The 23,525-nt window shown below is 53.5% G+C and carries 20 protein-coding genes and 2 tRNA genes; 6 read left to right on the top strand and 16 right to left on the bottom strand.

The window, feature by feature from the left end:
• Positions 1–12: 12 nt before the first annotated feature.
• The 7 genes from SBL51_RS03585 to SBL51_RS03615 form a co-directional block, all read right to left on the bottom strand.
• On the bottom strand, positions 13–417 hold the full coding sequence (locus tag SBL51_RS03585; protein WP_317929240.1) for a hypothetical protein: 405 nt from the start codon (positions 415–417) through the stop codon (positions 13–15).
• 10 nt (positions 418–427) lie between these two features.
• Entirely contained in the window at positions 428–1,150 is a 723-nt protein-coding gene (locus SBL51_RS03590) for a transglycosylase SLT domain-containing protein (RefSeq protein WP_317929241.1), read from the bottom strand.
• A complete protein-coding gene (gene ligA, locus SBL51_RS03595; RefSeq protein WP_317929242.1) occupies positions 1,098–3,131 on the bottom strand; it encodes an NAD-dependent DNA ligase LigA in 2,034 nt (677 codons plus the stop codon). The genes SBL51_RS03590 and ligA overlap by 53 nt, the downstream gene beginning before the upstream one ends.
• Positions 3,132–3,251: 120 nt before the next feature.
• Complete coding sequence (zipA, locus tag SBL51_RS03600; RefSeq protein WP_317929245.1) at positions 3,252–4,616, bottom strand: cell division protein ZipA; 1,365 nt, start codon at positions 4,614–4,616, stop codon at positions 3,252–3,254.
• A 44-nt stretch (positions 4,617–4,660) separates the two neighbouring features.
• Positions 4,661–8,164, bottom strand: a complete 3,504-nt coding sequence (smc, locus tag SBL51_RS03605; protein WP_317929247.1) for a chromosome segregation protein SMC — start codon at positions 8,162–8,164, stop codon at positions 4,661–4,663.
• An 81-nt stretch (positions 8,165–8,245) separates the two neighbouring features.
• Complete coding sequence (ccmI, locus tag SBL51_RS03610; RefSeq protein ID WP_317929249.1) at positions 8,246–9,523, bottom strand: c-type cytochrome biogenesis protein CcmI; 1,278 nt, start codon at positions 9,521–9,523, stop codon at positions 8,246–8,248.
• Between the two features lie 20 nt (positions 9,524–9,543).
• A complete protein-coding gene (locus tag SBL51_RS03615; protein WP_317929250.1) occupies positions 9,544–10,071 on the bottom strand; it encodes a cytochrome c-type biogenesis protein in 528 nt (175 codons plus the stop codon).
• A 221-nt stretch (positions 10,072–10,292) separates the two neighbouring features.
• On the opposite strand from SBL51_RS03615, the gene SBL51_RS03620 reads away from it, so the two are divergent.
• Both SBL51_RS03620 and SBL51_RS03625 read left to right on the top strand, forming a co-directional pair.
• Positions 10,293–10,368 (top strand) — tRNA-Val (locus SBL51_RS03620).
• Between the two features lie 57 nt (positions 10,369–10,425).
• Positions 10,426–10,502 (top strand) — tRNA-Asp (locus tag SBL51_RS03625).
• Positions 10,503–11,252: 750 nt separating this feature from the next.
• Here the strand turns inward: SBL51_RS03625 and SBL51_RS03630 are convergent.
• The 8 genes from SBL51_RS03630 to ccmA form a co-directional block, all read right to left on the bottom strand.
• Positions 11,253–11,774: a TIGR00730 family Rossman fold protein gene (locus SBL51_RS03630; RefSeq protein ID WP_411860449.1), complete on the bottom strand. Its 522-nt coding sequence runs from the start codon at positions 11,772–11,774 to the stop codon at positions 11,253–11,255.
• Between the two features lie 75 nt (positions 11,775–11,849).
• Positions 11,850–12,371, bottom strand: a complete 522-nt coding sequence (locus tag SBL51_RS03635; protein ID WP_317929253.1) for a DsbE family thiol:disulfide interchange protein — start codon at positions 12,369–12,371, stop codon at positions 11,850–11,852.
• A 21-nt stretch (positions 12,372–12,392) separates the two neighbouring features.
• Entirely contained in the window at positions 12,393–14,402 is a 2,010-nt protein-coding gene (locus tag SBL51_RS03640) for a heme lyase CcmF/NrfE family subunit (RefSeq protein ID WP_317929254.1), read from the bottom strand.
• On the bottom strand, positions 14,392–14,856 hold the full coding sequence (gene ccmE / locus SBL51_RS03645) for a cytochrome c maturation protein CcmE (protein WP_317929257.1): 465 nt from the start codon (positions 14,854–14,856) through the stop codon (positions 14,392–14,394). The genes SBL51_RS03640 and ccmE overlap by 11 nt, the downstream gene beginning before the upstream one ends.
• 70 nt (positions 14,857–14,926) lie before the next feature.
• Positions 14,927–15,148, bottom strand: a complete 222-nt coding sequence (gene ccmD / locus SBL51_RS23245; protein WP_411860450.1) for a heme exporter protein CcmD — start codon at positions 15,146–15,148, stop codon at positions 14,927–14,929.
• A 25-nt stretch (positions 15,149–15,173) separates the two neighbouring features.
• Positions 15,174–15,911 (bottom strand): heme ABC transporter permease, encoded by a 738-nt coding sequence (locus tag SBL51_RS03650; protein WP_317929258.1) that lies wholly within the window; start codon positions 15,909–15,911, stop codon positions 15,174–15,176.
• 93 nt (positions 15,912–16,004) lie between these two features.
• Positions 16,005–16,709, bottom strand: coding sequence for a heme exporter protein CcmB (gene ccmB / locus SBL51_RS03655; RefSeq protein ID WP_317929259.1), 705 nt, complete (start codon positions 16,707–16,709; stop codon positions 16,005–16,007).
• Positions 16,702–17,343: a cytochrome c biogenesis heme-transporting ATPase CcmA gene (gene ccmA / locus SBL51_RS03660; protein WP_317929261.1), complete on the bottom strand. Its 642-nt coding sequence runs from the start codon at positions 17,341–17,343 to the stop codon at positions 16,702–16,704. The genes ccmB and ccmA overlap by 8 nt, the downstream gene beginning before the upstream one ends.
• 143 nt (positions 17,344–17,486) lie before the next feature.
• Here ccmA and SBL51_RS03665 point away from each other — a divergent pair, with 143 nt between their 5' ends.
• The 4 genes from SBL51_RS03665 (at position 17,487) to SBL51_RS03680 (ending at position 22,033) form a co-directional block, all read left to right on the top strand.
• Positions 17,487–18,977 carry a hypothetical protein gene (locus SBL51_RS03665; protein ID WP_317929263.1) on the top strand — a complete coding sequence of 497 codons (1,491 nt, stop codon included), beginning with the start codon at positions 17,487–17,489 and terminating at the stop codon, positions 18,975–18,977.
• A gap of 4 nt (positions 18,978–18,981) precedes the next feature.
• Positions 18,982–19,278, top strand: coding sequence for an EscU/YscU/HrcU family type III secretion system export apparatus switch protein (locus tag SBL51_RS03670; protein ID WP_317929266.1), 297 nt, complete (start codon positions 18,982–18,984; stop codon positions 19,276–19,278).
• 97 nt (positions 19,279–19,375) lie between these two features.
• Positions 19,376–20,206, top strand: a complete 831-nt coding sequence (locus SBL51_RS03675) for a sulfurtransferase (RefSeq protein WP_317929268.1) — start codon at positions 19,376–19,378, stop codon at positions 20,204–20,206.
• A gap of 276 nt (positions 20,207–20,482) precedes the next feature.
• Complete coding sequence (locus tag SBL51_RS03680) at positions 20,483–22,033, top strand: sodium:solute symporter family transporter (protein WP_317929270.1); 1,551 nt, start codon at positions 20,483–20,485, stop codon at positions 22,031–22,033.
• Positions 22,034–23,012: 979 nt separating this feature from the next.
• On the opposite strand, the gene SBL51_RS03685 is transcribed toward SBL51_RS03680, so the two are convergent.
• Positions 23,013–23,222: a cold-shock protein gene (locus SBL51_RS03685; RefSeq protein WP_317929272.1), complete on the bottom strand. Its 210-nt coding sequence runs from the start codon at positions 23,220–23,222 to the stop codon at positions 23,013–23,015.
• Positions 23,223–23,525: the final 303 nt, after the last annotated feature.

Genomic DNA, 23,525 nt, shown 5'->3' on the forward strand with positions numbered 1-23,525 from the left:
AAGCTAGTGGCTTTAAAAACTCTCATCACGAGACCACTCACAATGCACACTCATGTCACCAGATCCTGGTGTATGCCAATCGCCACTGGTTTCCCAGGTAAAGGTATGGGTGCCCGACAGCACAGTCTCTAAATGGACCTTTGCTGAAACCCAATACATCCGCTGCAACAGCTGTTCAAACTGCTCCAACCAACTTTGCCATTCGTACTCTATGCCTCGGTAGGAAGCACCAAAGTGCACAACTCTGCTCTGCCCAGAGCCCGGATTGGCGGGCTCTGAAAACATCTCTTTTGCCAAAAAAGGCCACTGATCCGCACTCGGCAGTGACGACATTGCGTTACTATTGATCACCCGCCGCTCTGAGTTTTCAGAGGGAGTATCGATAATGCAGCCGTACACCAATGATTCGTAATCCACCACGTCGCTCCTAAAAAAACCACCAGCCGCTATTCAGTCTTTTTTCGCAGCCTTGTAACTGCGTCTGATAGCGAGCCGCTCGATCTGCCACTTTCCTGGCTACCGATTGTAGCCACTGTTTCTTAGCGTAACTCTTTCGGGAATAGCCACCATGACCTTCATGGTAGGCCAGATACAGACGGTATGCATCCGTACTGGCAATGCGATTTTTCTCCTGGCTTTGGCGGTTGTACCAGGCAATAAAATCGATGGCATCATCAAAATCGTCACGATCGGCAAATCGATGTCCGCTGGCGCGTTTGTACCAGTCCCAGGTGTCATCTTTTACCTGGGCATAGCCATAAGCGTCGCTCTTTCTTGGCCCGGGAAAAATCCACAGAATTTTGGTTCTGGGCGGTTTTGCCTTGGCCACAAAACGCGACTCCTGATACATAAATGCCATATTCACCGCGATGGGCGAATTCCAGCGCTTACTGGCTTTTTTTGCGTCGTCGTACCAATTGTCCTTTTCATCAAAAATATGGCAGATATTATCTAATTGTTTGGGAGGAACCGAGGTACAACTGACCAATATGAATGGCAAAAGCGCCCAAGTTATTTTATTAGGAGCAGATTTGGCAAACATTCGCCATCGGCAGAGCCCGGCACTCCAGGTACCGTACCAATAGGCTAGTAGCACCTTATCCCAATACAATGCCATGACTTGCCAACAGGCTAAGAAACGCTTCTTCATCGATAATCTTTATTCCCAATTCCTGGGCTTTGGTTAATTTGGAGCCTGCTCCTGGGCCCGCTACTACACAATCGGTTTTCTTGGAGACACTACCGGCAACCTTAGCGCCCAGGGAGAGCAAATGCGCTTTGGCATCATCACGCCCCATCGCTTCGAGGCTGCCCGTTACCACATAGGTGGTGCCATTTAACGGCAAAGCAGTTTGGTCGGTAACCGGCTGCTCCTGCCAGTGCAACCCCGCCGCACGCAGCGCGGCGATCAACTGTTGGTGCTCGGCCTGACTAAACCACTCATAAATAAAGTGCGCAACCACCGGGCCAATGTCGGGAATCTGTTGCAGTGCCTCTTCGTCGGCAGCGCCAATCGCCTCCAGGGTGCCGAGGGCGGAGACCAAATTACGTGCAGTCGCTTCGCCCACTTCGCGAATTCCCAAGGCAAAAATAAATTTTGCCAGCGTGGTTGCTTTACTTTTTTCGATCGAGGCAATCAGATTTTCCGCCGATTTTTGCCCCATTCGCTCCAGAGCCGCTACCTGCTCCGCCTGCAGCAGGTAGATATCTTCTGCCCCCTTAATAAGCCCCTGATCCACCAGCACCTCGACTAGCTTATCGCCCAGCCCTTCGATATCCATCGCCTTACGGGAGGCAAAGTGTTTAAGCGACTCCTTGCGCTGGGCCGGGCAGATCAAACCACCGGAACAACGTGCCACCGCCTCACCCGGCGCTGTCTCTACCGGCGAACCGCAGACCGGACAAGTGTCCGGAAAATGGATGGGCACGGCGTGATCGGGGCGTTTGCCGGCCACCACCGACACCACCTGCGGAATGACATCGCCCGCCCGCCGCACAATAACAGTATCGCCCACCATCACGCCTAAGCGCTCAATTTCATCGCGATTGTGCAGCGTGGCGTTGGATACCGTCACGCCACCGACAAATACCGGCTCCAGGCGCGCCACCGGCGTAACCGCACCGGTACGCCCCACCTGAAACTCAACATCGAGCAGCTCGGTCATCTGCTCCTGGGCAGGAAATTTAAAGGCGATGGCCCAGCGTGGTGCGCGGGAAACAAAACCCAACTGCTGTTGTAAGTCTAGTCGATTGACCTTAAACACTATGCCATCGATGTCGTAGGGCAGATCGTCCCGCAACTCGGCCATGCGCCGGTAGTAGACCAAGCACTCACCTACCCCGCGGGCTTTCGCCATATGCTTATTGATGCGAAACCCCCAGCCGCTCAATGCTTCGAGCACCGCCGTGTGAGTATTGGGCAGAGCGCCTTCGGCCACCACGCCAACACTGTAGGTACACAGCTCAAGCGGACGGGAAGCGGTAATGTTACTGTCCAAGACCCGTAAACTGCCGGCGGCGGCATTGCGTGGGTTAACAAAGACCTTACCGCCGGAGCTGCGAGCCTGTTCATTTAATGCCTCAAACCCTTGTTTGGGCATGTAAATCTCACCCCGCACCTCCAGCCGCCTGGGGTAGCCCTCGCCTCGCAATTTAAGGGGTATGGATTTAATGGTACGCACATTGAGGGTGATATCTTCGCCATTTTGGCCATCCCCGCGGGTGGCTCCGCGCACCAGCAGCCCTTCTTCATAGAGCAAACTGACTGCAATACCATCCAGTTTGGGTTCGCAGGCGAATTCAATCGTCTCCTGGCTCTTCAACCGGTCGCTGATGCGCCGCTCGAAGTCCTGCATATCCTCATCGCTAAAGGCGTTATCCAGCGAGAGCATGGGCATTTCGTGAGCGACACTGACAAACTCAGAGAGCGGTGCGGCCCCGACCCGCTGGGTTGGCGAGTCGGGGGTTACCAGTTCCGGGTGCGCCCGCTCAAGTGTTACCAACTGCTGATAGAGGGAGTCGTATTCAGCATCCGGCACCGAGGGATTGTCCTGCACATAGTACTCATAGCTGTACTGATCGAGGGTTGAGCGCAGTTTAGCGACCTGAGCAGCAAGCGCCTGTTGGTCCATAAAACAATCCTACCTGGAATATAAACGGGGCGAATAAGCTAGCGACCCCACCCAGCGGGCGGGTCTTGGGGAAACGGTTGGGTGAAGTGAAATGGCGAGTAAACGCTGCAGCCATGGAAACTAGTGCGGCTGAGTCAAACGCTTGCGCTCGAAGTCGCGGATGCGCTGCCGGTAGTGTTCTACCGTCTGTGCGGTGAGCACGCTGCGCTGCTCGTCCTTCAACTCACCGCCGAGGTTGTCTGCCAGATAACGCGCTGCTTCGTAGAGCATATCGAAGGCAGTCATACTCTTCAGCTTGCAGGGCAGCGCCAAAAAGAGGCTGATGCCAGGGGTTCTAAATTCATCCATGGCCTGTAGGTCAAAAATTCCCGGGGTAACGATATTGGCCATGCTGAACAGAATGGGGCCAGAGCCGTCCAACTCCTGGTGGCGGTGGAAAATATTCATCTCACCAAAGCGCATACCCGCCTCGATGGCCACCTCCAGCACATCGATACCCGCGAAATAGTACCCGGCTGGTGCCATTACATTGATGACCAATACTTCGTCTGGCTCTTCGTAGGTCTCCGGCTCGTCAACCTCTTCTTCGCTTACAGGCGCTGTACTTCGCCCTAACAGGTAGTCATCCTCGTCGGATTCCTCTTCCCGGTAGCTGTTTGGCTCATCCGCGTAGGGAGCTTCCCGCTCATCTTTATCAAGCGCTTCGTCATCATAACCCTCTTCATCAAAGTGCTCCTCGTCGTAAGGTTCCTCATCGTCGTAGGGTTCCTCATCCTCAAATGGCTCCTCATCGTAGGGCTCGTCGTCGTACGAATCCTCCTCATAAGGCTCTTCGTCATAAGACTCGTCGTAGGGCTCATCATCCAGAGGCTCCTGCTGCTCGAACGACTCTCGTGATGCGATCAACTCCTCCTGTTCAGGCAGGCGACCTGCTGGTATAGGGGCTTCAAAGTCGGAAACGTCGGCAGAGTCTTCCAGAGAAGAATGCTGGCTATTGAACTCACTTGTGAAAGTGTCAGTGGTTGAGCCAAGAGCCGGGTCTTTGGCATCCGTGGAGGAAGCTAATTCATCTAAATCGGCTATATCACCCAGGCTCGGCTCTTCCTGAACCTTAACCCGGCGGGGATGTTTGGGCTCAGCGACCGAATCCATTAGCATCGGTACCGACTCATCCAGATTGAGCGTCACCTGCTCGGGGATACGATAACCACGGGTGGTACGGCTGGCAGAATAGGCTTTGCGCACCGATTTATTAAGCCGGTCGGCGTCATCTTCGCCACGCTGGCTAACCACCCGCGCGCCGCCACTGGGCAACTCACTACCGTACGCTTCCAGCTCAGAGCGGTCACTGGAGTCACTCATCTTCTTGGACATGCGAATACTGTTGCGCCGGTTGTGCCGCATCCGACGAACGCCGTCGAGAACCACGGCCAATATTGCCAGGCCGATGATGACTGTGAGCCATTCGCGCATCGCGAATTCCATAAAGACCCTCTTCTTTTTCTATGCTTGGCGACTGATCCGGGCGATCAACTGGCCGCCAGTTCTGCCGCTTCCTCGACATCCACAGTAACCAGGCGCGAGACGCCGGGCTCGTGCATGGTGACCCCGAGAAGATTTTGCGCCATCTCCATCGCCCCCTTGTTGTGGGTAATGTAGATAAACTGCACATGCGCGCTCATCTCTTCCACCATTCTGGCGTAGCGACCCACGTTGGCATCATCCAAGGGGGCGTCAACTTCGTCCAGCATACAGAAGGGTGCCGGGTTGAGGCGGAAGATGGAGAATACCAGTGCGATGGCCGTGAGCGCTTTTTCCCCGCCGGAGAGCAGATGGATAGTACTGTTTCGCTTGCCGGGTGGCCGCGCCATGATGGCGATACCGGTATCGAGTAGATCCTCTCCGGTTAGTTCCAGATAGGCGTGGCCGCCGCCGAAGACCTTGGGGAAGAGCTCCTGTAGGCCGGAGTTAACCTGGTCGAAGGTCTCCTTAAAGCGGGTTCTGGTCTCGCGATCGATTTTACGAATCGCGTTTTCGAGCATATCCAGCGCATCGCGCAGGTCGGCGTCCTGGCGATCAAGGTAGTTCTTACGCTCGGATTCGGTTTTAAACTCGTCGATTGCCGCTAGGTTGATAGCTCCGAGGCGACTGATCTTATCTTCCAGACCCGAGATTTTGCCGGTGAGGCTCTGTTCCGACTCGGATGGGTCCAGCTCGGCCAGGACATCCGCCAGTTGGAAATCCTCCTCCTGTAGCAGATCCAGAGTGTTTTGCCGCTTGGTTTGCAGCTCGCGGGCGCTCAAGCGGGCGGACTCCAACACGGCGCGCACCTCGTTGGTTTGCTGCTCTATCTTACTGCGCCCCTGTTCCAGCTCTCGCAAACCGTGTTCCACCGCCTGCACAGCGGAGCGGGCAGTGTTGAGTTCACCCTCTACACTCAACCGTTTTTGCAACAGCGCCTCGAGCTCGGATTTCTGGTCTTCTGCCGGGTCCTGGTTCTGCTCCAGGGATTGCAGCAGATTCCCCCGTCGCTCCTGGGCGCGGGCGTGCTGCTGTTCGGTTCGCACCAGCGAGGCACGAATGGACTCCAGCTGTGTCTTCAACGACTGGCATTGAATAGCCAGTTGGTGGGCCCGATCTTTGTCTTCGCGGGCCTTAACCCGGGCGTTATCCAGCGTTTGGCGAATGGCGTCACGCTCGGCCAGCAGCGCGTCGCGCTTGCCCGAGTCATCTTCCATCGCCTCAATGGCATCACCCAAAATAGCCCGCGCTTCAGTCAGGTTTTTCGCTTCCTGGGACTGCTGCTGCAACGCTTCGTTGATCTCTTGCTCCACCCGGGTGCGACGCACCAGAATCTGTTCGATTTGTACCTGTTGGGCGGAGACCTGAGCACTCAGTTCACTGAACTGACGGTTGTATTGATCTAATTGCCGGCGAATATCCTCGCGCTGGTTCTGCAGATCTTTCTGTTGCGCCAGGGTCGACTCCAGCTCGGCACTCAACTGTTCAGCCTGCACCTGGTCCTCTTCCAGCTTGGCGGTCAGCAGCTCCAGCTCCTGCTGACGGGCAAGCACACCGGCGGCGGCATTTTGTTCCTTGCGGGCACGCACCCAGCCCGGGCCAAACCACAGGCCATCGCGGGTAATGACCGATTCATGCGCCTGCAATTGGCCGCGCAGCGATAACGCCTGGGTGACATCTTCAGCCACGAGCACACCAGCCAGCAACGAGGCGACCGCTGAACTACCGGAGACAAATTCCACCAAACTGGCTCCACTGGTACTGGCGCTTACCTGGCGACTGCTATCCAGCAGCGTCAGATTGCCCTGATTGAGGCCGGTAAGGGTCTGTGCCAACTGGTCGAACTGATCGACGGCAATCGCTTGCAGATCACTGCCAAGCACCGTCTCAACGGCCACATCCCAACCGTCGCGCACCTGAATCTGTTCAGCCAGCTTGGGCAGCTGTTTGAGTTGGTGCTCATCGAGCCAGGCCTCGACCACATCGCTCTGCTCGCTCAAAGCGGCCTGCTGCAGCGCCTCCAGTGAGGCCAAGCGCCCCTTCTGCGTTTGCAGCCGGCTGCGCACGTCATCCAACTGGTTGCGCAGCTCTTCAATGCGCTGCTGCTTAGCTAGCAGCAAGTCGTTGCTGCTGTCACTCTGTTCGCGCAGCTGTTCACCGGTGATCTCCAGCTCCGCTTGCTGCTCTTTAAGAATGGCCAGATTATCTTCGCCTTCACCGGCAGTGAGATTGCTCTTTTCGTCACGCAGGCGCTCAATGCGCTGGTTGAGGCGCGACTGCACCTGCTCCAGGTGCTGAATGCGCGACTGCTGAACTTCAGCGGCGTGGCGCGGCTCCGCTGCCGCCTGGTTAAACTCGTCCCAACGGGTCTGCCACTGACGCATGCGCTCCTCGGCATCGAGCAGCCCCTCCGAGGAGTCCTCCTCCGCCACCTGCAGCATTTCCAGCTCAGGCTCCACCTCCAACAACTCAGCGGCGATGGTCTCTGCCCGTTCGCTATCGAGCTGTAACAGCTCCTGGGACTCTTTGTATTCGCGTTCAGCCGCCTCCAGGTCGACCTGCAGCTGGCGGGTGCGCTCCTGGGAGTGGTGAATGTTCTGCTCGATACGGGCGATGTCGTTGCCCAGCGAGTAGAAGCGGCCCTGCACCTCGTTAAAGGTCTCGCCAGCCTCGGCGTGTTGATTGCGCAGGCGCTCGATTTGGGTGTCAGTACTGACGTGCTCGGTGACGAAGCTCTCGACCTTCAGTTCCAGCTCAGTGATTTCCGCAGCCTTGAGGCTGGCCTGTTCATCCAGCACTTTATAGCGCAGGGCTTGCAACCAGGCTTTCAGCTGGCGCTCCTGCTGCTTGAATTCAGTGTATTTTTCAGCGGCTTGTGCCTGTCGCTCCAGGCGTGAGAGCTGGCGATCCAACTCTTCACGAATATCGGTGAGGCGCTCGAGGTTCTCCTGCGTTCTGCGCATCCGGTTTTCGGTATCCCGGCGGCGCTCCTTGTATTTGGAGATACCGGCCGCCTCTTCGATGTAGATACGCAGCTCTTCCGGCTTGGCTTCGATCAGGCGGGAGATCATGCCCTGTTCGATAATGGCGTAACTGCGCGGCCCAAGGCCGGTACCCAGGAAGATATCGGTAATATCGCGGCGCCGACAGCGGTTGCCGTTCAGGTAGTAGTTGTTCTGACCATCGCGGGTTACCTTGCGCTTAACCGAGATCTCGCTGTAACTGGCGTATTCACCAACGATGGTGCCATCACTGTTATCAAACACCAGCTCAATACTGGCCTGGCCAATCGGTTTACGGCTACCGGAACCGTTAAAAATAACGTCCGTCATCGATTCACCGCGCAAGTTTTTGGCGGACGACTCCCCCATCACCCAACGCACAGCATCAATAATATTGGATTTACCACAACCATTTGGCCCCACTACCGCACACAGATTACTGGGAAAATAAACGGTGGTTGGGTCTACAAACGATTTGAATCCCGCTAACTTTATGCACTTAAGCCGCATACGGTCCTATTTCACTCTGATTGTCTGGCCGCAGCCCGACTTATGGTTTTGTTTTGTTATCTTCGACCAACGGGCAATCGGTTATTGGACCTTGGTCTCAATAGTCAGATTGTAGGCTTGGTCAAACGCGTCTTTGCTTACCGGGCCAACACTGGCCTGCCAGTCACCGGGTTTAGTGGTGGGAGAACCATCCAGACTCACCCGCGCAATCAGCTCCACCGCATCCACAGTGGCAATCGACATCCCTGCCATCATCGCCATGGATTCAGTCAGTGTGACACGGGTGGGCAGGTCGGAAACCTTCATTCGTTGTATCGCCAGCGGCATTTTGGGCCCCTGCCAGGCACGCGCATAGACAAACACTGCCAGATTAGGGTCAACCTCGATGCCATTTGCCAAAGCAACGTTGATGGTGACCGATAGGCCCTCACCGGCGGTAGGAGAAGTGGCATCGGATGACGTGGACGGGTTGGCTTCGGCAAGAATTTCCCGCGCCGGCCGGCCAACGATTTTTTCAATATTGGCAATCCCGGCCAGCAGAGTGGCTGAATCGGGGTTATTGGCACCGAGCAGGGAGACCGCTTTGGTCCAGTGCGTTAGCGCCTGAGGGTAATCTCTCTTCTCGTAGGCGGTAATACCCGCCAGGCTCAGTGCCAGGGTATTTTGCGGATCGAGCGCCAGCGCGCTGTCGGCTAGTTGCTGCACCTGAGGCAACATTTGGCTGCCAGAGGCCATAAAGATCACCTGGCCAAACTCCGCCAGAATCTGAGGCTCTTTCGGACTGCGCGACAGGATCTCCTGATAGGCGCCAATCGCACCTTTTAAGTCCTGTAAATTCAATAGGTTACGAGCCAACAGATAGCGATTTTGGAGGTTATCCGGATCCTTCTCAAGCAGCCTTTTCAGCTTAGCCACAACCTGTTTGGTGGCTTCAACCTCTGGCCCGGTGATGGTCGAGCCGGACTTCATGGCCGCCACAGACTGCTCCTGTAACAGGTCGCGCAGCTCCAATGAGTCGTAGGCACCATGCCAGAGATAAAAGCTGAAGCTTACCAGGGGCACCAGTAGCAAACAGGCTAAAAGCACCGGACTACCCAGGCGCTTGGCACCCTGCTCTGGAGTCTCATTTTGATTGTCTTCAAGCAGAGAGCGGCCGAGTTCGGCTTTCAGCTGCTCATAGGTGGACTCGTCGAGTTCCCCCTGGCTGCGACTGGCATCCAGCTCATCCAGATGCCCTTGATAGAGCATAACGTTGGCTTGTTGACGATTGTATTCACGATCAATGTTACGTGGCTTCTGCCGGAGTAAGGGCCACGCCACAAAAGCGATAGCCAATAGACTCAGGAGAATCAGGGACACCCACAGTATTCCCATGAAAATTAATTTCCTTTCTGCTCAGAATCGCTAAGCATATTCTGCAAGCGTTGTTGTTCCGCCTCAGTAAGCGGTGCGGCGGCGCTGGTTGAAGGCTTTGCCCGCCGCCGAACAATGATGATTAGAACGATAAGGCCAATCAGCAACAAGATCGCCGGGCCAAACCAGAGTGCGACGGTCACATTCGTAAGGCGGGGCTCATAGAGCACGTAATCGCCATAGCGAGAGACCATAAAATCCTTAATTTGTGCGTCGTTCTGCCCCTCCAGGATCATCCTGTGCAGTTCGCGGCGCAGGTCTTTGGCAATTTGTGAGTCCGAGCCGTTTAAGCTCTGGTTCTGACACTTCGGGCAGCGCAGCACATTGATCAGATGTTCGTATCTGGCCTCCTGCTCGGGAGTATCGAAATCATAAACGTCGACCACTCCATAAGCCGCGCAGGAGAGCAGGCCCAAGACCAAGCCGCGCAGCAGCACACTCAGTAACACCGTGTACCCCACTCGCCCCTTCACCGCTCTATCGGCGTTTACCATTATTTGCCCCATCTCATAAAGCAATGTGGCGCCACCATGTACCACCTTGGGCGCCATTATCTGCCAGCCAAAAGAGGCGAATTATAGCAAGGATACCGGCGTTGGCTAGCGCACAGGCGACCGCAACTGAGAAACCCATCAGACAATCTAGTTTTATGATTTTTAAATATTTTTTGTTGACGCCGAAGTTTTAATGAGTAATATACGCGGCTCTTGACGCAGGGTGGTTAGCTCAGTCGGGAGAGCGACGGCCTTACAAGCCGTAGGTCACAGGTTCGACCCCTGTACCACCCACCACTTCCACTTAGGGTTTCCCCAACAGTTGGGATGTGCAGAAGCAGTCAAGACATTCGCGGACCGGTAGTTCAGCTGGTTAGAATGCCGGCCTGTCACGCCGGAGGTCGCGGGTTCGAGTCCCGTCCGGTCCGCCACTATTTAAGAGCCTCGCTGAATGCGGGGCTTTTTTATTTCCGGCCAAGCCCAAAGGACGGGACGATGAACCCGCGCAGCGGTGCGCCCCAATGCGACCTCAGGAGCATTGGGAACGAGGAGCGTAGCGACGAAGCCCTGAAAGGGCCACAAAACCCCCTAGGGTTTTGTGGTTAGTCCCGTCCGGTCCGCCACTATTTAAGAGCCTCGCTGAATGCGGGGCTTTTTTATTTCCGGCCAAGCCCAAAGGACGGGACGATGAACCCGCGCAGCGGTGCGCCCCAATGCGACCTCAGGAGCATTGGGAACGAGGAGCGTAGCGACGAAGCCCTGAAAGGGCCACAAAACCCCATAGGGTTTTATGGTTAATCCCGTCCGGTCCGCCACTATTTAAGAGCCTCGCTGAATGCGGAGCTTTTTTATTTCCAGCCACGCCCAACGGGACGGGACGATGAACCCGCGCAGCGGTTCGACCCAATGCGACCCCAGGCGCATTGGGAACGAGGAGCGTAGCGACGAAGCCCTGAAAGGGCCACAAAACCCCATAGGGTTTTATGGTTAATCCCGTCCGGTCCGCCACTATTTAAGAGCCTCGCTTAATGCGGGGCTTTTTTATTTCTACCCACGTCGAAAGGGAGGGGAAAACAAACCCGGCCTCACCAGATATCAGCGCAGCCGCCATGGATATCATGAGGGGAATATAAACAAGCGATTTTGGGGAGCATTACTAATGAGGAAGCGGAAGGCGGAAGCTAGGCGTCACCATTGGCAACAGCCAATAAACGGTCAACCAATGCTCCCGGAGCAGTATCTACCAGTAGCGACTGGATGTTCTCTGAACGAACAAACCCTTCATCCCTGGCGTGGTGTAAAAACTGTTCCAAGTGGTCGTAGAAGCCACCCACATTGAGTAGGCCGCAGGGTTTCTGGTGTATCCCCAACTGCAGCCAGGTCAACATTTCAAACAGCTCTTCCAGCGTACCCAAACCGCCCGGTAACGCAATAAATGCGTCAGCAAGGTCGGCCATGGTGGCTTTCCGTTCGTGCATATCTTTTACGATGATTAGTTCAGAGAGACCTTCATGTGCTATCTCTCGGTCGAGTATCGCATTGGGAATCACCCCTATCACCCGCCCACCGGCACTCAACATGGCATCAGCGAGAGCGCCCATAGTCCCAACACTGGCACCACCGTATACCAGTTCTATCTCTCGTGCTGCCAGCTGCCGGGCCAGTTCGGTTGCCATATTGGCATAGACAGCACTCTTGCCCATGCTCGAGCCGCAATAAACGCAGATTCTGGTCATTTTTTATAGTTGTGTTCGTTGGCGTATTTGTAGTGATTAGACTTACAGTTGAGAAAAGATAGCGGCCAATTTTGACTGCCAAATCTCCTCAGTGATCACACCGATGTGCTTGTAACGGATTACACCGTTGCTATCGACAAAGTAGGTTTCCGGCGCACCGAAAACTCCTAAATCTATACCTAAGCGACCATCCTGATCGACGATATTCATTGTGTAAGGGTTCCCCAGGCGATTAAGCCAAACCTTCGCCTCATTGGTGTCATCTTTATAGTTAATACCTATAACCTTTACCCCCTGTTCGGAGAGCTTAACCAGGAACGGATGCTCGACCCGACAGGAGATACACCAGGTCGCCCAAACGTTGAGCAGATAGGGTTTACCAATCAATTGCTGGGCAGTCACCTGCTTCGTGCTGTCACTTAAAGTGGGAAGAGTAAACTCTGGCACAGCCTTATCAATCAGCGCGCTGGGCATTTCAGTTGGGTCCAATAAGAGCCCCTTGCCCAACAACAGCGCCAACGCCAGAAAAATACCCAAAGGCAGAAACAATTGCCACCGCTTCACAACTCGATCCTTTTGTATGAATTATTGCGCAAGATTTTCGGAAACAGCGGCAGCAGACAGCGCTTCAGACGCTGCGCTTTGCCTGGCCTCGCGCTTCAGCTTAACCGCGCGATAGCGTTTATCCGCAACCGCCAGAAAACCACCTATCGCCATAAACACCGCCCCCAGCCATATCCAGAGCACGAACGGTTTGTAATGAACCCGCACGGCCCAGGAGCCCTGCTCCAGGGGTTCACCCAAGGCCACATAGAGATCTCTAAACAGGGTGGTATTAATGGCCGCTTCGGTCATGGTATTACCACCGGACAGGTAGTTGCGTTTTTCCGGCTGTAACTCAGCAATCTGCTTATCGCCATCAAAAACCGATATGTTGCCTTGCTGGGCCAGGTAGTTAGGCCCCCTCACCTGTTTAACGCCATTAAACAGATACTGTTTACCACCCACCTCTACTGCTACGCCGGGTGTCATACGCAGGTCTTTCTGGTCGCTGTAGATTGGATTAAGGGTGATACCCAACACACTGATTCCAATGCCGATATGAGCAATGACCATACCGTAATAACTGAGGCTCAACTTGCGTAACCCAGCGCTCCAACTGCTGGCATTGCGACTTTTGTGAATGAAGTCGGCCAATGTCGACAACACTACCCAGCTGCCCACTGCGACGGCCGCCGCCGCGGCCAGGGAGTAGTGATCGCCATAGAAGATAGGGAATACCGCACCCAGCAGCACACTAATTACCAATGGTCGCAACAGCAGTGCACCCATGTACTTAAGCTGTGACTTCTTCCAGATTGCGATTGGTCCCAACCCCAGTGCCACACAGACAACGCAGATCAAGGGAATAAAGAAGAGGTTGAAATAGGGAGGGCCAACCGAAACCCGCCCCAAATCGAGGAGATCAACCACAATGGGATAGAGGGTACCCATCAACACCATAAAGGCGATCACCACAAAAAGAATGTTATTGATCAGCAGCAGGGTCTCCCGGGATAGCCAGTTGAAGCTGGCTGCCGCCTTGACCTGTGGCGCACGAAAGGCGTAAAGCGCCAGCGAGCCACCAATAACCACGGAAAGAAAGCCCAGGATGAAATAGCCACGGGTTGGATCCGTGGCGAAGGCGTGCACAGAGGTGATAACCCCCGAGCGCACCAGGAAGGTACCCAACAGGCTCAATGAGAAAGCCAATATCGCCAGCAGAATAGTCCAGCTTTTAAACACGCCGCGTTTTTCGGTAACCGCCAGGGAGTGGATAAGCGCTGTGCCCACTAACCAAGGCATAAACGAGGCGTTCTCCACCGGATCCCAAAACCACCAGCCGCCCCAGCCCAACTCGTAGTAGGCCCACCAGCTGCCGAGAGCGATACCGAGTGTCAGGAAAGCCCAGGCGATGGTACTCCAGGGACGGGACCAACGCGCCCAGGCACTATCGAGTCGACCACCGATGAGAGCCGCAATAGCAAAGGCAAAGGCCACCGAAAAGCCGACATAGCCCATATAGAGCATAGGCGGATGGAAAATAAACCCGGGATCTTGCAGCAGAGGGTTGAGGTCCCTGCCCTCACTGGGGTGGTCGGGGAGTAGGCGATCAAAGGGGTTGGAGGTGAGCAGCATAAACAGCAGGAAGCCGATGGCAATCATACCCATCACCGACAGCACTCGCGAGAGCATTTCCAAAGGCAGATTGCGGCTAAACAGGCTGATGGCAAATGTCCAGGCAGAGAGCATCCAAACCCACAGCAACAGAGAGCCTTCATGCCCCCCCCAAACAGCACAAGCTTTATAGTAGATGGGCAGCAAGCTGTTGGAGTTGTGCGCCACGTAGGCTACCGAGAAATCATCCTGCACAAAGGCGATGGTTAAGCAGGCAAATGCCAGTGAAATGAAGATAAACAAGCCGCTCGCCAGGGAGCGGGAGGCCGCCATTAATTGGTTTTGCCCAGTAAAACTGCCGGCCAAAGGCACGATTGCCAGAATGGCAGCCAACACCAACGCCAGAATGAGTGTGAAATGGCCCAACTCAGGAATCATAAGGCATTACCTCACATATCGCCTGGTGCTCTACCCCATCGCCGGCCATGTCGGCCACTTCGGGTGGGGTGTAGTTTTCATCGTGTTTGGCCAGAACCTGGGTCGCCATGAAGATACCATCACCGTTTACAGAGCCGGTCACCACCGCCGCCTCACCCTCAGCAAAAAGATCAGGCAGGATTCCGCTGTAGTGCACCTCGACGTTGGCTGCGCCGTCAGTGATTAAAAAAGAGACTCCTAAATCGGTGGTTGAACGTTTTACCGTACCCGGTAATACACAGCCACCGGCGCGAATGTGTTTATCGATTGGCGCTTCTCCGGCCACAATTTTCGAGGGTGGATAAAACAGATTGATATTCTCTCTCAGGGCGAAGACCAGCAGCCCTACTGCCGCGGAGGCGAAGATTACGATAAATAGAACGAGGAAAAGTCGCTGTTTTCTTACTGCGTGCATAGCTGTTTTACTGTCTCAATAGGAGGTATTTCGGCTTGTGGCTGCATTGGCGCTGTTACCGCATGGCAAATCAAGAGTGATTTTCCGATTGCAGCGGGTAGTGCTGCTCTGCCTGCTCCAGCCTCTGCTGGCGTTTTAATCTGGCCAAAAGCCGTCTATTTGCAACTATTGGCGCCACCATTAGGTAACCGATTGCGAAATAAGTAACCAGATAACAGACCCAAACATAGGGGCCATGGCCTGACATCGTAAAAAAGTCAGACACGCTATCAAATTGAAAATTCAAATTCATAACATAGGTATCGTCTAAAGGTGGGCTATTGCGTCGCCAGTTCTTGCACCCAGCGCGATTTACGCTCGCGCACCAATATTTCACTGCGGGTGCGCAGAATCAAAACCAGGGCATAGAGGCAATAAAAGCCAATAACCATCACCAGCAGTGGGTACATCATGGAAGGGTCGATAGTGCTTTTACCGACAAATTTAATGGTGGCAGGCTGGTGCAAGGTGTACCACCAATCGACAGATTTATAGATGATGGGGATGTTAACCGTACCAACCAGGGCCAATATTGCGCTCGCTTTATTAGCCGCTTCCTCTCGTTCGAAGGCATTTTGTAACGCGATAACCCCCAAATAGAGAAAGAACAGAATCAGCATGGAGGTGATTCTTGCGTCCCACACCCACCAGGTACCCCAGGTCGGTTTACCCCAAACGGCGCCAGTAAAAAGAGAAACAAAGGTCAAAATAGCACCAATAGAAGCCGCCGAACGCATCACCAGCGAGGCGACTTTCATCTTCCAAATTAAGCCGATAGCACCGCTGATTGCCATCACGTAGTAGCCCGCCAGGGAGAGAAACGCTGCTGGCACGTGAATATAGATAATTCGGTAGCTATTGCCCTGCTTGGCATCCATGGGTGCAAAGGCCAGCCCCCATATACTGCCCCAAGTAATCAAAACCAGAGTGGCTACTGCCAGCCAAGGCAACCAGGCCTCTGTTTTCTGATAGAACCATTTGGGAGAGCCAAGTTGATGAAACCAAGTCCAGGCCATGGATGAAAACCTTCTATATATAAGCAGTTTTTTATATGTATTGAGCCCAAGAGCCCGACTAAGACAGCACAGCAGCGCACAAATTCTAACAGCCTAGCCATTGGCACTCACACGTAAAGCACCCGCAGCGGCAAATGGCGCAGAAACGATCGCCACCGCCAACATGGCACCCAAAACTGCTAACTGGCTCACATAGGGCATGGCATCCGCCGCACTCGCCACCGCACTAGCGCCAAAAATTAGCACGGGAGCATACAGGGGCATGATGATCAATGACAACAGTAAACCTCCCCGCCGCAGACCGACGGTCAAAGCGGCGCCAATAGCCCCCACCAACGACAGAGTGGCGGTACCGACCAGCAGCGACAGAATCAATGGGCTGAAACCCGACGCAGGCAGAGACAACATCACCCCAAGCAGTGGCGCCAGCAGCGTGAGCGGGACTCCCGTCACCAACCAATGCACCAGAACCTTGGCCAACACCAATAAATAGAGGGGCTGGGGCGTGATCAAATACTGCTCCAACGTGCCATCGTCAAAATCACTGCGAAAAAGGGAGTCCAGGGAGAGCAGTGTCGCCAACAATGCAACCACCCAAATCATGCCCGGCGCCAACCTGGCCAGCTGTACTGGGTCGGGCGTAATGCCCAATGGCACCATGGTGATGACAATCAGGAAGAAGATAAGCGGGTTGAACAACTCGCCACGGGAGCGGTAGGCAAGCAACAGGTCCCGCCGTAGCGTCGCACCAAAGAGGCCTAATAGCGCCGGAGCGGAGGCGTTTTCACGATCACTCATGGCGAGCTCCCGGCCGGTATTGGGTAAGGTTAACGCGCACCAAGTTAGCGAGTTTCATATCCTGGTGGGTGGTCAGCACTGTTAGGCCGCCCCGCTCAGCATGCTGGCTAATAAGATCCTCCAACGCCGACACACCGCGTTTGTCGATGGCGGTAAATGGCTCATCGAGAATCCAGAGTGGAGGTGGGTTCAAATAAAGACGGGCAAGCGCCGCCCGGCGCTGTTGGCCGGCGGATAACTGAAAGCAGGGAACATCCTCAAAGCCTAGCAGCCCGACTGCTGCCAGAGCCGTTTCCAGCGTCGACTGCGCCTGGCCACCTCGAACTGAGGCATACCAGCGCAGATTTTCGAGGGGAGAGAGGTTTTTTTTCACACCCGGCAGATGGCCAATATAGAGCAGCTGCTGTAGATAATCGTATTTCACGCGCTGCAACGGTTGGCCACACCAGTGAATTTCGCCGCTATAGTCGTTAGAGAGAGTGGTAAGCACCCGCAGCAGAGTGGTTTTGCCGGAGCCGTTGGGGCCCTCAATTTGTACCACATCCCCACCTGACAGCCGTTGGCTGAGCCCGGTGAATAGAATACGGTCCTCCCGTTCACACTCCAGGTTGACCAGTTCCAGGTTTATTACCAAGCCAGGCTCCAAATGTTGTCACCCTTCTATTATTAAAGGGGCTAGCAACAAAAATTATCGGGAACCGCGATTATACTCAGCTAAACTTGGTTGTTAAGTCACAGAGGCGACGATAATTTGCCCAGCATACATACACTAATACGATGAAAATAGGCCCGGAAGAGAACACAACCGCACTGCTCGGCCTCGGGAACAAGCCGTTACCAGCCACCAGCTCGGCCAGCAATCTACCACCGGCTATCTCGCCCGCCATCCTGATCTGGGCAAAAGTCGTGGCAACAGTGCAGCTTACCACCCCAGCCGCCACAACCACTCAGACCAATACAGCCGTGCCGGCGGCGGGAGAAACCCCTACCATCCCCACAGAACTATTGTCTCCAACTCCACCAGCGCAGGCCAAAGTTGCCAACCCCCACACCGGCCACACCCCCTACCAACTGCTGCTGCCAACCGATACCGTGGAAGAGGCGCCCTCGCCCAAAACCTGGCTGCTCACATTAAAGCTCGATTCCAACAAAGATTTACCGCAAGAGATTACTGTCCTCACTACCAAGTCTATTGCCACAGGCACTCAGTTGGCGATTCGAACCGTGCCCGAAGACCCCAATCTACTGAAGCTCGACCAAAAAGCCACACTCCAACCGATCATTCAACAACAATTGGCTGTGGCTGAGTCAGATTCCGATTACACCGCGGTTGTTCAGCGGTTGGCCAAATTAATAACACCGTCGATAGCAAATGAGTTGCATATACCGCCAGCCGTAAAACCGCTGCTAAGCGCTTTAGCCCAGGTCGGCATCCATCCTGAAACACCGTTAACACCGGAAAAAGTTAAAGAGCTTATCGCCAATAGCGGCCAATTCTTAGAGGCGCGAACACACTCCGGTGTGGAGGGGAACAAACAGGATACAAAAGGGTTGCTAATCGAGGCGCTCAAGCAGTGGCAGAACGCACCGTCGATCGCCACTACACCATCAACCACTCCGCCATTAACTACACCGTTAATACCAACATCGTCGACAACCAGGCCCACCAACCAGATGCACAGCGAGCCAAATGCCCTCGCCTCGCTGTTGCGATTATTGGGTTTACACCAGAACCGCCAGAGTACTGGCCGCAACACACCGGCGGCGGACAACATTAAAGAGAAGACTCTGGATCTGCTGCGCAGGGCACTGATTGGCATTCAGGCCAATCAAATCAGAACACTTACCCAGCAGCCACACGAATCAGACAACCAACCCGCTCAACAGCTTTTACTGCAGACCGAAATTCCTTTTGTCTGGGCCAACATGGCCACTCCCCTGCGACTTGAAATCAGCCGACGTGACACGGGGATAAACTCAGCTCAATCGGGAAGTAACAGTACACTTTGGCATTTTGACTTCACGCTTGAACTACCTCAGGGTTGCCAATTCACCACCCGCGGCACCCTTAGCAAACAGAGCTGCCGCCTCCAGTTTTGGGCGAGTCATAGCGAATTACAGAAAGCCATTACCAATGAACTGCTGAATCTACAGCAGGCGCTGAAAGAGGATGGCATCGAGCTGGAGTACGGAGACTGTGTGCTCGGCTCACCACCTAAAAATGCGGCTAACGGAATACGGCAGAGCATTATTAACACTCGGGTTTAGAAAGATGGCCAACGATCACACAAATCGTACTAATCAACCGAAAGCCGCGGCACTGACTTACACCGGTAGCGGCGCTCCCCGGCTTACAGCTAAAGGCACCGAAGAGATTGCCGAACAAATTATTGAGCTGGCCGAAGAGCACGAGATTCCCCTATTTGAAAATCCACTGCTGGTGGAATTCCTCTGCCAGTTGGAGCTCAATGATGAAATTCCCGGGGAGTTATACCGGACAATCGCCCATATACTCGCCCTAGCCTACCGCTTGGAGGAAATCATTCCCTTTCGGCTACAAGGCGATTAGTATTGCTTTGAAGCAACCGCGGCCTAGTCTTTTTCACTGCACCTGCAGTTGTATTGGATATAAAACACCTTAATAAGCCCTTTTCAGACGTTATCGAATGTACACCACACTGATTTCCCCTGAAGAACTCAACCAGAGCATTGGCCGAGACACCATCATATTGGATTGCCGTTTTGATTTATCGGATTCGGAAAAGGGTCGGCAGACCTATCAAGCTGGACACCTGCCGGGTGCTTATTACATCGGCTTAAACCAAGATCTCTCCGCCCCAGTTACCCCTACCAGTGGCCGCCATCCACTGCCAGAATTAGCCTCTTTCGTCGAGAAAATGCGAACTTGTGGCGTACAGCCCTCGAGCCAGGTCGTTGCTTACGATAGTAGTGGCGGTTGTTATGCCGCTCGCGCATGGTGGTTAATTAAAGCGCTGGGGCACGATAGTGTCGCGGTGTTAAATGGCGGTTTTACCAAATGGAGTGAAGCGGGCTTTGCCATTGATCGCCGAGCACCCAATCCAGCCACAGGTAAAATAAAAGCCCCGAGCAACTGGCTACTGCCTTTTATTGAAGACGAACAGCTGTTTACCAGCTATCAATCCCCCGATTATTGCCTTATCGACGCCCGAGACAACGCCCGCTACAAAGGCGAATTAGAGCCCATTGACCCTATCCCAGGCCACATACCAGGCGCTATCAATAAGCCCTGGCAGGAGGTTATTGATGAGCAGGGCTATTTCAAACCCAAAGAGTTCCATCAGCAGCGCTGGCAAGAGGCCGGTAACGCCACGCAGGTTCACTACTGTGGTTCCGGTGTAACCGCGTGCGTGAATGTATTTTCTAAATTCATTGCCGATGGTGAAATGCCCCTACTCTACCCAGGTTCATGGAGCCAGTGGTGCAGCCTGCATCCCGACACCATCGAAACAGATTAGCTAATTACATTGAATAACAGAGGGCCAATCAGCAGCTCACCAAAGTCGCTCTCCCGCAATTTGCACCGCTTGCAAAGCCAGTCAACGTCCGCGGCATCAAGCCGCCCTGCTGTAATCCAACTTGAACCTAGTGCCCAACCTCTGTAGGGTATAACGCTGAAGCTTGTACTTCGCCATCAATTTGCAACTGAAATAACGCTTAATTTCAGCCACGCACAACAAATTTAGCGGCACACGCTAATAACAGAAAAAGTAGAAAAACAGCAAGGAGTGGACATGCCAACGCTCACCACGTTGGACTATGGCATTATATTGGTTTACCTGATTGTCGTAGCTGGACTAGGAATAAAACTCACCAAACGCACCCCGGACACCGACGAACTATTCCTTGCAGGCCGTTCTTTAGGGCCCATGGCAATTGGGCTGAGTCTGTTTGCTTCCAATATCTCATCAACAACGTTAATTGGACTACCAGGTGCAGCCTGGGAGAGTGGTATTGCCGTTGCCAATTACGAGTGGATGGCGGCACTAGTACTGCTATTCACCACCGTCTTTATTGCACCGGTATTTATTAAGCAGAAAATTACCACCATCCCCGAACTGTTGGAGCGGCGGTTCGACCCGCGCCTGAGAAAATATCTGTCGGCAACGTCGTTATTTCTCAGTATTGTGCTCGATACCGCCGGTAGCCTCTATGCTGGCGCTGTGGTCTTACTAATATTTTTTCCAGAGCTATCCCTCGCTCCCACCTGCGCAATTATGGCTATTTTTGCCGGGCTCTACACTGCGGCTGGCGGCTTACGAGCTGTGGTTTATACCGATGTCTTGCAAGCCTTGGTACTACTAATCGGTTCGTTAACTCTCGCGATTATCGTATTTGGTGAATTTAATTTTAGCTGGGCGGCTGTATCACAGGCGGTTGCGCCTGATCACCTATCTCTTATACGACCTCTGGATGACACCGCCCTCCCCTGGTTAGGCACACTGATTGGCTTACCCATTCTCGGCTTCTATTACTGGACTATGAACCAATACGTGGCTCAACGCTTGTTAGGGGCGAGAGATCTACACGCGGCCGCGCGCGGCTCTATGATTGCTGCCACCCTTAAGCTATTACCACTGTTTTTAATGGTAATGCCGGGTGCTATGGCTACAGTCCTTTTACCCGATCTGGAGCGGGGCGATACCGTGTTTCCGCGATTGATCGCCGAATATGCACCGGCAGGTATTGCGGGTTTAATGCTGGCGGGATTAATGGCTGCGATCATGTCCAGTGTCGATTCCACACTGAATTCCGCCTCAACGCTATTCATTGTCGATTTTGTTCAACCCCGCCACCCAACACTCAATACCAAAAAATTGGCGCAACTGGGCCGCGGCTGCACCCTGATACTGATGATGATTGCCGCCGCCTGGGCGCCACTCATCGACAGCTTCCCTGGCTTATTTGCCTATCTGCAGCAAACTTTTGCGTATGTAACACCACCACTGGTGGCTGTGTTTGCCGTCGGCTTCATCAGTAAAAAGGTTGGGTCGCAAGCCGCGCTTTGCGGTTTGATAAGTGGCCATATTCTTTCAGCTTCCATATTTTTGCTGGCTCAGATGGGATTTGTCACTCTCCATTTCACCATCGTCGCTGGCCTACTGTTTATTACCACCACAATTATAATTTTACTACTGCAACATATTTTCCGACTTATGCCCGCTTCCAGCAATCAATTGGCGGCAGTTTCCAGCCAATCCACCACCCACTTGAGCCACAAAGAGAAATTAACACTATTAATTCTCACCGGCGCAACCGTGCTAATAGTGATTGCATTTTGGTAACGTTATTTAACTAGAAAACTGCAGGTAGCTTCACAACACAAAGACCAACACCACGCTTCAGTAAGAGGCCATGGCGTAGCATTGCGAGCGGGGGATAATTGACTTGACGAACATGCAGTCTATAAAAGAGCGATTCAAGAGCAACCCTGAGTTTTTAATCTACCGCTCGACTCATCAACAGCAACCGCGCCAGGGGATAAACTCAACAACAGAATAGAGCAGAGAGAACGAAGCACACAAACTCCTGCGCAAACAGCAAAACCCTACCGACAAGTAGCGCTGCGATACTGACAACTCTATAGACCAGCTTACTCGCGCGATGAGTGGCACTCTTTCATTGCGCCTGCATAGAGAAGGACCACAGAACAAAAAAGCCAAAAAACCAAAAATAGGAAGAAACTATAAATCGGTCAAATAATGGAAAACAGGCCTAAAGCCAGAATTCAACCAACAAGCAGCCTATCGCCCGAACACCCTACCAAACACTGGCGCCACGCCAATTAAACGCGTACTCGCTACCGCTAAAATAAGCTGCACCATACGGGTAAAGTTGATAGCTGCATAACAAAGAGCGCACCGCATACTGGGTACAGCGGACGCTAGAGAGCTCACGAAGAAATTCAATCGTGAGAAAAAATGTCAATCCTTACAATCAACAGGCGCCAAGGCTACGCAGCAACCTCTATAGAGCAAAGGATTAAATCAGAGAATTTTGGCCACTGCCATAGCGAAGATGACTAAGCTACAAAAGGCTAAGCCGGCTCAAAATCAAAATGATCCGTCGAACAAAACCTACAGCAGCCCAAACAACCCACAACACCCATAAAATTGACCAACAACCCTGCCACATAGTCGCCCCACGAGCGCATATATTTTTAGCAGGTACAGCGGAATCTACCTGGTAAATGGCAATGTTTGACCTCAAGCGGACCCGAACTTCGAGCCCGCTTTTACCGCAGATAATGCGATATTGGGTTTCTTATAGCGGTGTAACGTTTTCCGCTTGAGGACCCTTTTGCCCCTGGATAACTTCCATGGTAACTTGCTGACCCTCTACCAAGGTTCTGCGACCTTCGCCATTGATAGCACTGAAGTGCACAAACACGTCCTTGCCACCTTCCTGGGCGATAAAGCCATACCCTTTTTCGTCATTGAACCACTTGACAGTTCCGGAAATCAAACTAGCCATAACACTCTCTTTACTTTTACCGACTCTTTAAACAACAAAACAAAGAAGCAAGCTTCTTTGAGCCGCTCGGACCAAACATCCCATTTCACCCTAAGCTACCCAACGAACTCTTTTCGTTGGCTCGATTGACCGGGCTATCCATAATTCGGCCAATATAACGAGACTTTCCCCAAAATACTTTCCAATACAAATGTCTTTTTCAGATAAATATTCTGCTTGACCGACCATTGTGAATTTTTAACAAAAGCCCAGCACTCAATAAATAGCATCCCGATTAATAGCGGCTGTACCTGGCAAGTACGG

The organism is Halioxenophilus sp. WMMB6 (genome assembly GCF_033283405.1).
Classification (GTDB): Bacteria; Pseudomonadota; Gammaproteobacteria; order Pseudomonadales; family Cellvibrionaceae; genus Halioxenophilus.